General features: G+C 63.8%; 13 protein-coding genes. 2 read left to right on the forward strand and 11 right to left on the reverse strand.

The genetic code is table 11. The features are described 5' to 3' along the window. Positions 1–108: 108 nt before the first annotated feature. Positions 109–1,323 carry a phosphoserine phosphatase SerB gene (gene serB, locus N436_RS09110; protein ID WP_105946324.1) on the reverse strand — a complete coding sequence of 405 codons (1,215 nt, stop codon included), beginning with the start codon at positions 1,321–1,323 and terminating at the stop codon, positions 109–111. Positions 1,324–1,457: 134 nt separating this feature from the next. Between serB and N436_RS09115 the strand changes: the two genes are divergently transcribed. After that, a complete protein-coding gene (locus N436_RS09115) occupies positions 1,458–2,918 on the forward strand; it encodes an AhpA/YtjB family protein (RefSeq protein WP_110740833.1) in 1,461 nt (486 codons plus the stop codon). A gap of 201 nt (positions 2,919–3,119) precedes the next feature. On the opposite strand, the gene N436_RS09120 is transcribed toward N436_RS09115, so the two are convergent. The 9 genes from N436_RS09120 to N436_RS09160 all read right to left on the reverse strand — a co-directional run bounded on the left by N436_RS09120 (position 3,120) and on the right by N436_RS09160 (position 12,288). Next, positions 3,120–3,830: a membrane integrity-associated transporter subunit PqiC gene (locus tag N436_RS09120; RefSeq protein ID WP_060500352.1), complete on the reverse strand. Its 711-nt coding sequence runs from the start codon at positions 3,828–3,830 to the stop codon at positions 3,120–3,122. 172 nt (positions 3,831–4,002) lie between these two features. Then, positions 4,003–6,261 carry a DNA topoisomerase IV subunit A gene (gene parC / locus N436_RS09125; protein ID WP_016712337.1) on the reverse strand — a complete coding sequence of 753 codons (2,259 nt, stop codon included), beginning with the start codon at positions 6,259–6,261 and terminating at the stop codon, positions 4,003–4,005. Positions 6,262–6,271: 10 nt separating this feature from the next. Continuing rightward, positions 6,272–6,790, reverse strand: a complete 519-nt coding sequence (locus N436_RS09130; protein ID WP_110740834.1) for a TIGR02281 family clan AA aspartic protease — start codon at positions 6,788–6,790, stop codon at positions 6,272–6,274. Further along, on the reverse strand, positions 6,787–7,773 hold the full coding sequence (locus N436_RS09135) for an esterase-like activity of phytase family protein (protein WP_110740835.1): 987 nt from the start codon (positions 7,771–7,773) through the stop codon (positions 6,787–6,789). The genes N436_RS09130 and N436_RS09135 overlap by 4 nt, the downstream gene beginning before the upstream one ends. Next, the gene (gene parE / locus N436_RS09140) at positions 7,770–9,674 is read right to left on the reverse strand and encodes a DNA topoisomerase IV subunit B (protein WP_016712340.1); all 1,905 of its coding nucleotides are present in this window, start codon (positions 9,672–9,674) and stop codon (positions 7,770–7,772) included. Before parE ends, N436_RS09135 begins: the two co-directional genes overlap by 4 nt. Positions 9,675–9,709: 35 nt before the next feature. After that, the gene (locus N436_RS09145; RefSeq protein ID WP_016712341.1) at positions 9,710–10,318 is read right to left on the reverse strand and encodes a YqiA/YcfP family alpha/beta fold hydrolase; all 609 of its coding nucleotides are present in this window, start codon (positions 10,316–10,318) and stop codon (positions 9,710–9,712) included. Positions 10,319–10,428: 110 nt separating this feature from the next. Beyond that, on the reverse strand, positions 10,429–11,226 hold the full coding sequence (gene cpdA / locus N436_RS09150; protein WP_110740836.1) for a 3',5'-cyclic-AMP phosphodiesterase: 798 nt from the start codon (positions 11,224–11,226) through the stop codon (positions 10,429–10,431). A 1-nt stretch (position 11,227) separates the two neighbouring features. Beyond that, positions 11,228–11,680: a DUF1249 domain-containing protein gene (locus tag N436_RS09155; RefSeq protein ID WP_016501905.1), complete on the reverse strand. Its 453-nt coding sequence runs from the start codon at positions 11,678–11,680 to the stop codon at positions 11,228–11,230. Continuing rightward, positions 11,671–12,288, reverse strand: a complete 618-nt coding sequence (locus N436_RS09160; protein ID WP_016712343.1) for an NUDIX domain-containing protein — start codon at positions 12,286–12,288, stop codon at positions 11,671–11,673. The genes N436_RS09155 and N436_RS09160 overlap by 10 nt, the downstream gene beginning before the upstream one ends. A gap of 196 nt (positions 12,289–12,484) precedes the next feature. Here N436_RS09160 and N436_RS09165 point away from each other — a divergent pair, with 196 nt between their 5' ends. Continuing rightward, a complete protein-coding gene (locus tag N436_RS09165; protein ID WP_016712344.1) occupies positions 12,485–13,231 on the forward strand; it encodes an RsiV family protein in 747 nt (248 codons plus the stop codon). Here the strand turns inward: N436_RS09165 and cytX are convergent. Next, entirely contained in the window at positions 13,200–14,483 is a 1,284-nt protein-coding gene (gene cytX, locus N436_RS09170) for a putative hydroxymethylpyrimidine transporter CytX (RefSeq protein WP_110740837.1), read from the reverse strand. The two genes, N436_RS09165 and cytX, sit on opposite strands and share 32 nt — an antisense overlap. Positions 14,484–14,513: the final 30 nt, after the last annotated feature.

Below are 14,513 nucleotides of genomic sequence, written 5' to 3' on the forward strand. Positions count from 1 at the left end.
ACACAAGGCCGCTCCCACAGGTACAGCGCCGCATTTGAAGCCTGCGCGGCACCTGTGGGAGCGGCCTTGTGTCGCGAAAGGGCCGCAAAGCGGCCCCGGATTTTCGGATCAGCCGCGGGCGTCGCGGTCGCGCAGGCCCAGCAGGTACAGCACACCATCCAGACCCAGGGTGGAAATGGCTTGCTTGGCCGACTGGCGCACCAGCGGCTTGGCGCGGAACGCCACGCCCAACCCGGCCAGCGACAGCATCGGCAGGTCGTTGGCACCGTCACCCACGGCAATGGTCTGCTCCAGCTGCAAACCTTCTTCACTGGCCAGCTTCTGCAACAGCTCGGCCTTGCGCTGGGCATCGACGATCGGCTCGACCGCCACGCCGGTCACCTTGCCGTCGACCACTTCCAGTTCGTTCGCAAATACGTAGTCGATACCCAGACGCGCCTGCACCTGGCGGGCAAAGTAGGTAAAGCCACCCGACAGGATCGCAGTCTTGTAACCCAGGCGCTTGAGTTCGGCGAACAGGTTTTCGGCGCCCTCGGTCAGGCGCAGCGAAGCCCCGATTTCGTCCAGCACGCCCACATCCAGGCCCTTGAGCAGCGCCATGCGCTCCTTGAAGCTGGCGCGGAAGTCCAGCTCGCCGCGCATGGCACGCTCGGTGATGGCCGCCACCTGCTCACCCACGCCGGCCGCCTTGGCCAACTCATCGATGACTTCGGCTTCGATCAGCGTGGAGTCCATGTCGAACACCGCCAGACGGCGGTTGCGACGGAACAGGTCGTCCTTCTGGAAGGCGATGTCGACGCTCAGCGCTTCAGCCAGGGCAAAGAAGTCAGCCCGCAGGGCCTGGGCGTCGCTCGGCACGCCGCGCACGGAAATTTCGATGGCCGCCTTGCCCTTTTCGGTTTCGGCGTCCAGCGCTACCCGGGCCGACAGGCGTTCGATGCGTTCGATGGTCAGGCCGTACTGGCTGATCACCGCACTCACACGCTGCAATTGCTCGGGGGTGATCTTGCGGCTGAGCAGGGTCACGATGTGGCGCGCTTCACCCTGGCCGTCGGCCCATTGCTGGTAGTCTGCCTCGGAAATCGGCGTGTAACGGGCCTGCAAGTTCAGCTCGTGAGCCTTGGCCTGCACGCTTTGCAGCAGCGCGGTAGCCACTTCGTTGTCCGGGATATCGACCAGAATGCCGAACGACAAGGTGCCGTGCATGACCGCCAGGCCGATGTCGAGGATGCTCACACCGCCCTGCAGCAGGACGCCGGTGATAGCCGCAGTGAGACCGGGACGGTCCTCACCGGTGATGTTGATCAGGACGATTTCGCGCACAACCTGGCTCCGACTTCGATGAAAAATGCGCATTCTACCGATTTTCCATGACCATCGGGCGCCAACGATACTTTGCCGACAAAACCCGGCTCGCTATACTCCCCCCACTTTCATGCCATTAAGAGCCGAGCTCAGTGAACCGGCCCACGCCCGTCAAACCAGACAACTTCTTCCTGATGATCTATCGTGCCCTGAGTCAACGTCGCGTGCCGCTGGCACTGCGCATCGCCTGCACCAACATCTTCCTGGTGGCGCTGGCGCTGGTGATCTACGCCTGCGTCATGGGCCTGCAGTTCAAGCAGGCCATGCATGAGCAGGCCGATGCCCTGGGCCAGAGCCTGACCACCCAGACGGCCACGTCGGCAACCGAGCTGCTGGTGTCAAACGACATCCTCAGCCTCAACGTGCTGCTGGGTAACCTGGTGAAAAACCCGCTGGTGGCCCATGCGGCAATCTACAGTGTGGACAACCGCATCCTCGCCGAAGCCGGCCAGCGCCCGCGCAACAGCCTGCTGGGTGAGGCCGAGGGCTTGTACCAGACCAAGATCACCTTCCAGGACGTCACTGCCGGGCAACTGCGCATAAGCCTGGACATGAGCCAGTTCCAGCAACCGATGCTGATCAGCCTGCAGAGCATGGGTATCCTGGCCGCCATCCTGCTGGTACTCGCGTTGACCCTGAGCCTCCGCCAGGGCCGCTTCATTACCCTGCCGCTGCTGCAGTTGCGGGTATGGCTGCGCGACCCGCAACCCTACACCCCGGCCACCGACCGTCAGGACGAGATCGGCGATATCGCCCGCCAGCTGCATGCGCGCCTGGCCCCGCCGCCACCGCCAGAGCCCGAGCTGGAGGAAGAGGACGACGCGCAATACGACGACCTGCACGAGCCTTCACCGGCCCCCAAGGCCGCGCCACGCGCCAGGGTTGCCGCGGTGGAAGACGAGGATGACGACGATGCCTTCGCCGGCCTGCTGGACGACGACAGTGCGCCCAAGGCCGCTGCAGTGGTCGAGTCTGACGAACCGCAGTACAGCGCCGTCCTTGCCGTGCAACTGGGCTCGCAGGAGCAGTTGCGCCGTTTGCCACGCACACGCCTCACCGAGCTGACCGAACGCTACCGCGATTGCCTGGAGCACGCGGCTTCGCTCTACGACGGTGAAACCCACACGCTGAACGATGGCAGCACCCTGGTGCTGTTCCACAGCCGTGAGTGCGGCGAAGACTACCTGACCAATGCCATCTGCTGCGGCGAGCTGCTGCGCGCCCTGGGCCACGCCCTGCAGATTGAAGTGGCCGACAGCGGCATCACCCTGCAGCTACAACTGGGCCTGGCCTTGGGCAACGACCTGCAAGGGCTGGAGATGGTGGACCTGCTGATGGCCGAAAAGGCCCAGGATGCCCTGGCACTGTCGCAACACAGCCGCAACCTGTTGCTGGTGGAACGGCAGATCAGCGATGACGCGCTGATTCGCCAGCGTGCGCGTATTCGCCCGATTGCCAGCCCTGAGGGTGCCTGCTGCGTGGAGCGCTTGATGGAGCCTTATCCGTCGATGCTGGAGCGGCAGTTGGCGCGGATGCACGAGCGCAGGGCCTGAGGCCTGCACGACACCTGTGGGAGCGGCCTTGCGTCGCGATAGGGCCGCAGCGCGGCCCCAGGGCTTAGGATATGACACAGATCGCTGGGGCTGCTACGCAGCCCTATCGCGACACAAGGCCGCTCCCACAAAGTCCTCGTCAACCCTACAGATACGAAAAAGCCCGCAAACATGCGGGCTTTTTTGTGGCTGGCGGCTTGATCAGAACCGATAAACTTCCATATCGGTACGAATCGGCGACGCCATCGGGATCTTGGATTTCTCCGGCGCCTTCTTCACTTGCACCGGCGCTGCGGGCTTTTTAGGCGACTCTTCGGCAATTGCCGGCTGGTTGGCCAGTGGCTTCACCGCAGTGCTCAGCTGTTCAGCCAGCTTCTGCAGCAGTTGGCCCTGGGCCTGCACCTGCGACGATTCGCTGCCCTCGTGCGGCTGTTCAAGGTGAACGATGCGGTTGTCACGCACATGGCCACGGCGGTCCAGCAGACGCCATTGGGCGTCGAGAATGGCCGGCTGGTTTTTGCCCGAGTCCAGGCGGGTGATCGACAACAGCACTTGTACATCCGGGCTGAAACCAGCGGTTGCCGGGGCCAGCACCACGCGCTGGCTGTCCAGGCGCCAGGCAAGCTGACGCACCAGCAGCTGGTCGATATCCGACGAAAGGCTGCCCGCCCAGCGACCGTCGGTCGCCGCGCTCAGGCTGCCATCGGCCTGACGTTGCAGGAACGTCTCGCGCTGCAGGTAATCGGCCACCGATACCGGGCCGAGTACCACGGCCATGCCTGCACTTTGCGAAGGCTGGCCAGGATCACCACTGTCGAGCTGGTACAGGGCAACCGGCTGATGCATGGTGCACCCGCCAAGGCCCAGCAGGCCAGTCATCAACAGCGCAAATGGAAGGCGCAGAAATTTCATCATCCCATCCAGGCGGTCGCCTACAGGCACACCGCAGTGATACATATAGATTCAAACGGGCACACGACTACGTCGGCACCGCAAGGGCCATATCATCCGCGAAATAACCGTCCGACTCCAGCATTTCTGCCCGGAACGGCGCTGAAATTGCCGTTCCAGACATTTCTACCGGTTAAGCCGGTACTTCCACCTGCAACCCATCGACGCGCTGGAAGCCGCGCGGCAGCTTGCTGCCCCGCCGTCCGCGCTCGCCCTTGTAATGCTCCAGGTCGTCCGCTTTCAGAGATAGGGTACGCTTGCCGGCTTGCAATACAAGGGTTGCACCTTCGGGAATCACGGCCAGATCAGTGACAAATTCTTCACGGCTGGCCACCCGGTCGCCCGGCACGCCAATGATCTTGTTGCCCTTGCCTTTACCCAGCTGTGGCAAGTCGCTGACCTTGAATACCAACAAGCGGCCCTCGGTGGTGACTGCCGCCAGCCAGTCCTGCTCGCGGTCGGCCACCGGGCGCGGGGTCATGACCTTGGCCCCGTTGGGCAGACTGAGCAGGCCCTTGCCGGCCTTGTTCTTGGCCTGCAGGTCTTCGCCCTTGACCACAAAGCCGTAACCGGCATCCGATGCCACCACATAAAGTGCATCGTCATCCGGCAGCAGCACGCATTCGAAGGTCGCCCCCGGTGGCGGCGTCAGGCGGCCCGTCAACGGCTCGCCCTGGCCGCGCGCCGATGGCAGGCTGTGAGCGGCCAGCGAGTAGCTGCGGCCAGTGGAGTCGATCAACACGGCAAACTGGTTGGAACGCCCGGCCGCAGCGGCCTTGAAGCCGTCGCCGGCCTTGTAGGAAAGGCCGGTAGCGTCGATATCGTGGCCTTTGGCACAACGCACCCAGCCCTTCTCCGACAGCACCACGGTAACCGGCTCGGTCGGCATCAGTTCGTTTTCCGACAGCGCCTTGGCTTCGGCGCGCTCGACAATCGGCGAGCGGCGGTCGTCGCCGTAGGTTTCGGCATCCTTGATCAGTTCGCTACGCACCAGCTTGCGCAGTTTGGCCTCGCTACCCAGCAAGGCCTGCAGCTTGGCCTGCTCCTTCAGCAGCTCGTCCTGCTCGCCGCGGATCTTCATCTCTTCAAGGCGTGCCAGCTGCCGCAGGCGGGTCTCGAGGATGTAGTCAGCCTGAATCTCGGTGAGCTCGAAGCGCTCGATCAGCGCCTGCTTGGGGTGCTCTTCGGTACGGATGATATGGATCACTTCATCCAGGTTGAGGAACGCGGTGAGCAAACCGTCCAACAGGTGCAGACGCTTCTCGACCTTGTCCAGGCGGTGCTGCAAGCGGCGGCGAACCGTGTTGGTACGGAACTCCAGCCACTCCACCAGGATGGCACGCAGGTTCTTCAACTGCGGCCGACCGTCGAGGCCGATGATGTTCACGTTCACCCGGTAGCTGCTTTCCAGGTCGGTGGTGGCGAACAGGTGCTGCATCAGTTCGTCGGCATCCACGCGGTTGGAACGCGGGATGATGACGATGCGGCACGGGTTTTCGTGGTCCGACTCGTCACGCAGGTCGGCGACCATCGGCAGCTTCTTGGCCTGCATCTGCGCGGCGATCTGCTCCAGCACCTTGGCCCCGGAAACCTGATGCGGCAACGCAGTGACGACGATATCGCCATCTTCGACGCGGTACACGGCACGCATGCGGATCGAGCCACGGCCGCTCTCGTACATTTTGAGGATTTCCGCCCGAGGCGTGACAATCTCGGCCTCTGTCGGGTAGTCCGGCCCCTGGATGTGCTCGCACAGCTGCTCGATGGTGGCCTTTGGCTCGTCGAGCAGGCGCACACAGGCGCTGGCCACTTCACGCAGGTTGTGCGGCGGTACGTCGGTGGCCATGCCCACGGCGATACCGGTGGTGCCGTTGAGCAGGATGTTGGGCAGGCGCGCGGGCAGCACGGCCGGCTCCTGCAGGGTGCCGTCAAAGTTCGGCACCCAGTCGACGGTGCCCTGGCCGACTTCGCTCAGCAGCACTTCGGCGTAGCGCGACAAGCGCGCCTCGGTGTAACGCATGGCGGCGAACGACTTCGGATCGTCCGGCGCACCCCAGTTGCCCTGGCCGTCGACCAGGGTGTAGCGGTAGCTGAACGGCTGCGCCATCAGCACCATGGCCTCGTAGCAGGCCGAGTCGCCGTGGGGGTGGAACTTACCGAGCACGTCACCGACGGTACGCGCCGACTTCTTGTGCTTGGCATCGGCATCGAGCCCCAACTCGCTCATGGCGTAGACGATGCGTCGCTGCACCGGCTTCAAGCCGTCGCCGATATGCGGCAAGGCGCGGTCCATGATCACGTACATGGAATAGTTGAGGTAGGCCTGTTCGGTGAAGTCAGCCAGCGAGCGGCGTTCTACGCCGTCCAGGCTGAGTTCCAGTGAGTCGCTCATGCGGGCCTCGTCATTTCAGGTTCTGGCGCAGCAGCATGGTGCCGCCGCGCTGGGTAAATTCAAGTTGTTTCAGGGCACTCATGCCCAGCAATACGGTTTGCCCTTCCAGCCCAGGCACCACGGTGGCGCGCACATCCTGCAGGCGGATATCGCCCAGCTGCAGGTTGGCCAGGCGCGTGCGATAGCCTTCGGTGCGGCCGTTGGCGGTGCTCAGCAGCACCGCGCTGCCACGCTCAAGGTTCAGCTCACGGGCCAACGCCTCGGGAATCGCCACATCGGTGGCCCCGGTATCGAGCATGAAATGCACCACCTGGCCATTGATGGCACCATCCACCACGAAATGGCCCTGGCCATTGCTCAGCAGCCGCACCTCGATAAAGCCTTCGCCATGCTCGGACTGCACCTGGGTGTTGGGGTTACGCTGGATGTCTTCCCACTGGCCGAAAAAACGCGTGGCAAGAAAGAGTGCAGCCGCCCAGGCGACGACCATCAGCACCCTGCCCGCGCGCTTGCCCGGCGTCTGGCTCATGGTTTGGCGCTCCAGCCACCTTCCGGCGCATCGAAGCGCCAGACGATCGGGCGGGTTTCGCCATCGGCACGGGCGCCGTTGTTGTTGTCCAGGCCAATCCAGGCGCCCTTGGGATCGATGACCAGCGCTTCGGCCAGGCCGAACGGTTGCGCGTAGCGGCGCGACTCCACCAGGGCATCTGCTGCAAACGACCAGCAACGCTCGACCTTGCCGCTGTCGACATCACGCCGACACACCCGGTAGGCGTTGCGTTCGAGCGTGAACAGCTTGCCCTCGAACCAGGCCAGGTCGGAAAAATCGCGCGAAAGCGCTCGGGCATCGGGCATTTGCGCCGGCTGCATCTCGACCCCGGCCTCGCTCAGCAGCACACAGCTGCGCCCGCAAGTCCACACCGATTGCTGGCGCTCGATGGCTACCAGGCCACGCCGTTCGCGCTCGGCGGCCAGCCACAGGCGGTCGCCCGCCGGGTTGATCGCCAGGCCTTCGAACAGTGCATTGAAGTTCAGCAGCATGCCGCTGGCGCGGGCCTGGCGGACCATGGCCGGGTCGATTTTCAACCAGTCCGGTTCGCCGTCCACGGGCAACTGCAAGACGGCGGCATGGGCTTCACTGGCCAGGTAGAGGTTACCCGCCTGATCACAGGTGATGCCCTCGAAGTCCAGCTCGCCTCCGCGAATGTACGACGCCGCCCAGTTGCGCGACTTCAGGCCCCACGGCAGGCCGCTTTCCGGCGGCGATGGGGGGGTGAAGGTCAGCGGTTGCGCGCGCCAGGTCGGGTTTTGCTGGTCGAAGCGGTAGATTCGGTCGTCGTCGCGATCGGACACGCCCCACAGCCCGCCCCGGCACTCCACCAGGCCCGAAAGGTTGCCACCGCGCATGCCGTCGATCGGGTGTTCGGCACTGAGCTTCAGCTCGGGCCAGTTGCCCGCAAGGCTCGGCAGGGCAACCAGCGCAAGGCAAACGGCAAGAAACTGCCGAATCAAACCATGACCTCGGCCAGATTGCCTTTGGTTTCCAGCCAGCTCTTGCGGTCGCCGGCGCGCTTCTTGGCCAGCAGCTTGTCCATCAGCTCGCAGGTGGCCTGCACGTCATCCAGGGTCAACTGCACCAGGCGCCGGGTGTTCGGGTCCATGGTGGTTTCGCGCAGCTGTGGCGGGTTCATCTCGCCCAGGCCCTTGAAGCGGGTGACCTGCGGCTTGCCGCGCTTCTTCTCGGCCACCAGGCGATCGAGGATGCCGTCACGCTCGGCTTCGTCGAGGGCGTAGTAGATTTCCTTGCCCAGGTCGATGCGGTACAGCGGCGGCATGGCCACATACACGTGCCCGGCCTCGACCAACGCCCGGAAGTGCTGAACGAACAGCGCGCACAGCAGCGTGGCAATGTGCAGGCCGTCAGAGTCGGCGTCGGCGAGGATGCAGATTTTGCCGTAGCGCAGTTGCGCAAGGTCGGTGGCACCGGGGTCAACACCAATGGCCACGGCAATGTTATGCACTTCCTGGCTGGCCAGGACTTCGCCACCGTCCACTTCCCAGGTGTTGAGGATCTTGCCACGCAGCGGCAGGATCGCCTGGAACTCCTTGTCCCGCGCCTGCTTGGCCGAGCCACCGGCCGAGTCACCCTCGACCAGGAACAGCTCTGCACGCATCGGGTCCTGGCCGGCACAATCAGCCAGTTTGCCGGGCAGTGCCGGGCCCTGGGTGATGCGCTTGCGCTCGACCTTCTTGCTGGCCTTGAGGCGGCGTCCGGCATTGCTGATGGCCAGCTCGGCCAGCTGCATGCCCAGCTCGGGGTGGGCGTTGAGCCACAGGCTGAAGGCGTCCTTGACCACGCCGGAAACGAACGCTGCCGCTTCACGCGAAGACAGGCGCTCTTTGGTCTGCCCGGAGAACTGCGGGTCCTGCATCTTCATCGACAGCACGAAGGTGATGCGTTCCCAGACGTCTTCCGGTGCCAGCTTCACCCCCCGCGGCAGCAGGTTGCGGAACTCGCAGAACTCGCGCATGGCATCCAGCAGCCCCTGGCGCAGGCCGTTGACGTGGGTACCGCCCTGGGCGGTCGGAATCAGGTTGACATAGCTTTCCTGGATGCTGTCGCCGCCCTCTGGCAGCCACAGCAGTGCCCAGTCAACGGCTTCCTTGTTACCGGCCAGGCTGCCGCAGAACGGCTCGTCGGGCAGGCGCTGGAACTCGTTGACCGAATCGACCAGGTAAGAGCGCAAACCGTCCTCATAGTGCCACTCGACCTTTTCGCCGCTGGCCTTGTCCTCGAAGCTGACCAGCAGGCCCGGGCACAGCACGGCCTTGGCCTTGAGCACATGCTTGAGGCGGCTGATGGAGAATTTGGGCGAGTCGAAGTACTTCGGGTCAGGGCTGAAGTAGACGCTGGTGCCGGTGTTGCGCTTGCCGACCGAACCAACCACTTCCAGCTCGCTGGCCTTGAAGCCATCGGCAAAGGTCATCTGGTATTCGTTGCCGTCGCGCTTGACGCGCACACGCACCTGGGTCGACAGGGCGTTGACCACCGAAATACCCACACCGTGCAAACCACCGGAGAACTGGTAGTTCTTGTTGGAGAACTTGCCGCCGGCGTGCAGCTTGGTGAGGATCAGCTCGACCCCGGACACACCCTCTTCCGGGTGGATGTCCACGGGCATGCCGCGGCCATCGTCGCTGACTTCAAGCGAGTGGTCCGCATGCAGGATGACCTGCACCGAACGGGCGTGGCCAGCCAGGGCTTCGTCGACGCTGTTGTCGATGACTTCCTGGGCCAGGTGGTTGGGGCGGCTGGTATCGGTGTACATGCCCGGCCGCTTGCGGACCGGGTCAAGGCCCGAGAGGACTTCGATGGCGTCTGCGTTATAGGCGCTAGCGCTGGGATTGGCCATAGGGTCTCTTCGTCAGTCTGGTGAGTGCAAAAAAGTCAAAATACAGAAAAGTCGAGCGCCGCATACTGCCCGCGGGCAATGCCGGCGAAGGCCAGCAGTGCCGGCAGGTGCTGGGCGAAGCCCTGGAAGCTGTGGTCGCCACCTGCCTGGATGCGCAGGGCACATGCACGGTAATAGTGCTCGGCGTGGCGATAGTCCAGGGTTTCATCGGCGGTCTGCAGCCACACTTGATAGCGGCTGGCATCGACCGGGGCCGGTACTTCCAGCTCGGCCAGGGCCTTCACGTGATCGTGGGTCAGCTCCCAGGTTTCACCACTGTAATGATTGCGCTGGGTGCCCAGGTAACCGTCGAAATGCTTGTGCGGGGTTACCGCCGGGTTGACCAGCAGCGCTTTCAGGCCATAGCGCTCGGCCAGATGGGTGGCATAGTAGCCGCCGAGCGAGCTGCCCACCAGTAATGGCGCACCGAGTTCTGCGATAGCCGCTTCGAGCTGGGCGATGGCCTGGCGCGGGTGGTGGTGCAAGGCAGGCACGCGTAGCTGGGCCGACAGCCCCAGTTGCTGCATCACGGCTTCGAGCTGGCGCGCCTTGGTGGAAAGCGGCGAGCTGTTGAAGCCATGGATATAGAGGATGGAACCCGACATGCTGCCCCCGGAAACTGTGGCGTTGCGCCTGATGATGCGGGCGCAGGGACGCGCAGTGTAGCGCGTTCGCCGGGTTTTGACGCCGCTCCGGGGTTTTAGCAACAAATTCTTCAATACCCTGGGCTATCGAAGTCGAGCTTTACATCGAAATCCAGCGCCCGCTCTACCCCGGTCTCCAGCCGCCCATCGGCATGCAGGCGCAACCAGCGGTAACCTGGGTGTTCCTCGCTCACCTGGAAATCCTCACTGCGCGCCGCGAACTGAATGCAGGTCGACGGCGTGGCCAGCAGGCGCCGGCCATCGCGTACTTCATCCCATTCCTGATGCACATGCCCCCACAGCAACGCCCGCACCTGTGGATAAGCCTTGACGATATCGAACAGTGCCTGGGCGTTGCGCAAGCCGATCGGCGCGATCCAGGCGCAGCCGATGTCCACCGGCTGATGGTGGAAGCACACCAGGCAATACCGCTCACCTGCGCCTTCCAAGGCGGCTTTCAGCACCGCCAGCTGGCCATCTTCCAGAAACCCGTGGGTTGCACCGTGCACGGCGGTGTTGAGCATGACCACGCGCCACGCGCCAATATCGGTCACCGCCTGCACCAGCTCCGGTGCCACTTCGGCCATGACCCGGGCTTCATCATGGTTGCCCGGCAACCAGCGGGTGGGCACGGCAAATGGCGCGGTCAGCTCACGAAACGCTTCATAAGAGGCAACACTGGCATCCTGGGACAGGTCACCCGTGCACAGCAGCAAGTCGACAAGCGGTTGCTCTCGCCGCACCTGGGCCACCACATGGCGCAAGCTGTCACGGGTTTTGAGGCCCAGCATGCTGCCGGCCGGATCGGCGAAAAGGTGAGCGTCGGTCAGTTGCACCACATGCACAGGGTGCGTCAGGTCTGGCCGCATGTCAGCGAACACTTGCCAGTTCGTGACCGCAAGCCAGGCAATGGCTCAGCCATTCACCGAGGAACAGGTTGAGCTGGGCCTTTTCGTCCGGCTGATGCATGGCCTCGTTAGGGTACGGATAGATGCTGCGCAGGCGCCGCGTGTGTTCGGCGCTGACCACTTCGGCCATGCGCGCATCGTGGTACACCTGCACTTCCAGGTGCGGCACAGGCAGCCACGGCAGGCTGTGTTCCTGGCGTACATGCAGGGTGGTGGTGTACGGGCAGGCCAGCACCACGTCGAGCACCAGCACACCGAGCATCTGGTCACCCTGGGTCATGCCGATACGGCGCGAGCTCTGGGTGGTGCGCATGTCGGGCAACAGGCGCATCAGCCGGGCGTAGTTGGCCTCGCAGGCTGCCTGCAGCCCGACCAGATCGACTCGATAGCGCTCGCGCAGCAGGTTCACTTCCACATACCTCGTACTTCGTCGCGGTTCAGCGCCAGCCATTGCAGGCCGATGATGGTCGCCGCGTTGCAGATACGCCCGTCGCGCACAGCCTGCAAGGCGTCCTCGAACGACCACACGCGCACGCGAATGTCTTCGCCCTCTTCTTCCAGGCCATGAAGGCCGCCCGCACCCTCGCTGCTGCACCGGCCAAGGAACAGATGAACGTATTCGTCACTGCCACCAGGCGACGGAAAGTAGCGGGTCATCGGCCACAGCGCAGTGAACGTCAGGCCTGCTTCTTCTTCGGCTTCGCGGTGGGCAACTTCCTCGGGTTGTTCGTCCTTGTCGATCAGCCCGGCGACCATCTCGATCAGCCAGGGGTTATCGATCTTGCCCATGGCGCCAACGCGAAACTGCTCGATCAGCACCACTTCATCACGCAACGGGTCGTAAGGCAGTACACACACTGCATCGTGGCGCACGAACAGTTCGCGGCTGATCTCGCGGCCCATGCCTCCGGCAAACAGCTCGTGGCGCAGGTGCACCTTGTCGAGCTTGTAGAAGCCCTGGAAACAGTTGGCCCGCTTGACGATCTCGACCGCCTTGGGCACCGAATTCAATGTGTCTGACATGGAAATCCTCGTTGCTACATCAACCGCCTGGTTACTGCATCGCGCCATCCTACTCTGCACGCCTGCCGGTTTCATCCCTTTCCGCCAACCGCTGGCGCACTCGGGACAGCAGGTCTTCACTCTGTTAGCTTAGTGGCGAACTGAAGGCCGCGCAGACGGTCAAAGGCCGACTTTTCCCTGTTCTGCAAGGATCATCATGACACTTGTCAAACTGACTTCCGTGGCCGTGCTGGCACTCGCTCTGGGCGCCTGCCAGAGCCTGTTCACGCCCAACTACCGGGCCCCGCTCGAGGTCAAGCGCGACGCCTGGGAGCACGTGAAGCCCGGCTGCAGCGAAAGCGACTGCCCGCTGGTGAACATCGACATGGTCCACTTCCCGGCCTTGCCAAAGCTGGACGCCATCGTCGAAAAACGCCTGCTGCAACTGACCGAAGACAATCAGCATGGCACCGCGCCGAGCACCCTGCAGGCCTACGAGCAGCAATACCTGGCCAGTGCCGACAAACGTAACAGCAGCTACCTGCAAGCCAAGGTACGCGAGCAGCATGACGGGCTGGTGATCATCGAATTGTCCAGCTACCTGGACAGCGGTGGTGCCCACGGCATGCCGGGGCGCGGTTTCATCAACTATTCGCGCAAGCTGGACAAGGTGCTGACCCTGCAGGACATGCTGGTACCCGGCCAGGAAGACACCTTCTGGAAAACTGTCGAAGAGTCGCACCGGGCCTGGCTGATGAGCGTGGGCATGGACAAGGACGCCGAGTTCGTCAAAACCTGGCCGTTCAAGAAATCGCCGCACATCGCCCTGACGTACGGCGCAGTCGTGGTCAAGTATGAGGTCTACGCCATCGCGCCCTATTCCATGGGCCACGTAGAGCTGAAGATCCCTTACCCGCGCCTGAATGGCGTGCTCAAGCCTGAACTGTTTCCCGGCCGCGGCTGAGGCTCAACAGCCCGTGCAGTAGCCCTGCCAGCACCAGTGCCGGCAGGGTCGCCCCGAAGTCCGGCGCTTGTGTAGCGATGACATGGTAAGCCGCCACACCCACCACCCAGGCCAGCAGCGCCTGCCAGTGCAAACCACCCACCTGGGCCGGCAGGCGGCGGCGACGCACCACGTAGTGGTCCATCAGCACCACGCCGAACAGCGGCGCGAACACCGAGCCGATCAGTAGCAGGAAGTTCTCATACTGGGCCAGCGGCGCCAGCAAAGCGATCAGGGTGCACAGCACGCCAATGGCCAAGGCCAGGTGTTCGACCTTCACAGGCACCAGCACACCCGTGGACACGGCCGCCGAATGGATGTCGGCAAAGGCCTTTTCCGACTCGTCCAGCAGAATCAGCAACAGCGGAATACCCATGCCGGCGGCCGCCAGGGCCAGCAGCAGGGCATTGACCTCGCCATTGGCAGCGAAGGCCAGGGTGTAAGCCACGCCCAGGCTCATCAGCCAGGTGTTGCCGATAAAGTAGCCCACTACCGTGCCGCCAAATACATGCTTGCCGTTGCGGGCGAAGCGTGAGTAGTCGGCGATCAGCGGCAGCCACGACAGGGGCATGGCAATAACGATGTCGAAGCCTACCGCCAGCGACATCGAGCCGTCCCCGGCGCGGCTCCACAGATCGGCCAGGTCAGCTTTGGCGAAAAGGTTCCAGGTCAGCCAGACGCAAGCACCCAGCAGCAACCAGATACCCCAGGCGCGCAGTACCTTGCGCACGAAGGCCAGTGGCCCGCTCACTGCCAGCAAGGTGGCCAGGGCACCGAAGCACAGGGTCCACAGCATCGGGCTGTTCCAGACACTGTCTTCGCCGAAGGCGCGCGCACCCAGCAGGCTGGCGGCATCGCGCATGACAATGATCTCGAACGCGCCCCAGCCGACCAGTTGCAGCAGGTTGAGCAGCGCCGGCAGGCGCGCGCCGTGGCTGCCCAGGCTGAGTTTCAGGGTACCCATGGCCGACAGGCCGGTGTCGCTGCCGATCACACCGGCAGCCCCCAGCAACAGTACGCCCACGCCGGTGCCCAGTGCGATGGCCAGCACTGCGCCCGCCAGGCCCAGACCGGGGGCCAGCATGGCGCCGACCTGCAGCACCATCAGGCCGATGCCGAGGGAGAACCAAAGCGAGAACAGGTCGCGGGCACCGAAGATGCGCTGGTGGGTGGGGACCGGGTGGTCGGGGGAAAACTGGCTGGGGGTGGTCATTGTTATGTTCGCCAAAAGAATTAGGGGTTG

The organism is Pseudomonas sp. RV120224-01b (genome assembly GCF_003208145.1).
Classification (GTDB): domain Bacteria; phylum Pseudomonadota; class Gammaproteobacteria; order Pseudomonadales; family Pseudomonadaceae; genus Aquipseudomonas; species Aquipseudomonas monteilii.

What these genes read in the sequence shown, in the direction of transcription:
- N436_RS09120 (WP_060500352.1), bottom strand. Translation starts at nt 3,830, where the DNA reads ATGAAATTTCTGCGCCTTCCATTTGCGCTGTTGATGACTGGCCTGCTG.
- parC (WP_016712337.1), bottom strand. Translation starts at nt 6,261, where the DNA reads ATGAGCGACTCACTGGAACTCAGCCTGGACGGCGTAGAACGCCGCTCG.
- N436_RS09130 (WP_110740834.1), bottom strand. Translation starts at nt 6,790, where the DNA reads ATGAGCCAGACGCCGGGCAAGCGCGCGGGCAGGGTGCTGATGGTCGTC.
- parE (WP_016712340.1), bottom strand. Translation starts at nt 9,674, where the DNA reads ATGGCCAATCCCAGCGCTAGCGCCTATAACGCAGACGCCATCGAAGTC.
- N436_RS09145 (WP_016712341.1), bottom strand. Translation starts at nt 10,318, where the DNA reads ATGTCGGGTTCCATCCTCTATATCCATGGCTTCAACAGCTCGCCGCTT.
- cpdA (WP_110740836.1), bottom strand. Translation starts at nt 11,226, where the DNA reads ATGCGGCCAGACCTGACGCACCCTGTGCATGTGGTGCAACTGACCGAC.
- N436_RS09160 (WP_016712343.1), bottom strand. Translation starts at nt 12,288, where the DNA reads ATGTCAGACACATTGAATTCGGTGCCCAAGGCGGTCGAGATCGTCAAG.
- N436_RS09165 (WP_016712344.1), top strand. Translation starts at nt 12,485, where the DNA reads ATGACACTTGTCAAACTGACTTCCGTGGCCGTGCTGGCACTCGCTCTG.
- cytX (WP_110740837.1), bottom strand. Translation starts at nt 14,483, where the DNA reads ATGACCACCCCCAGCCAGTTTTCCCCCGACCACCCGGTCCCCACCCAC.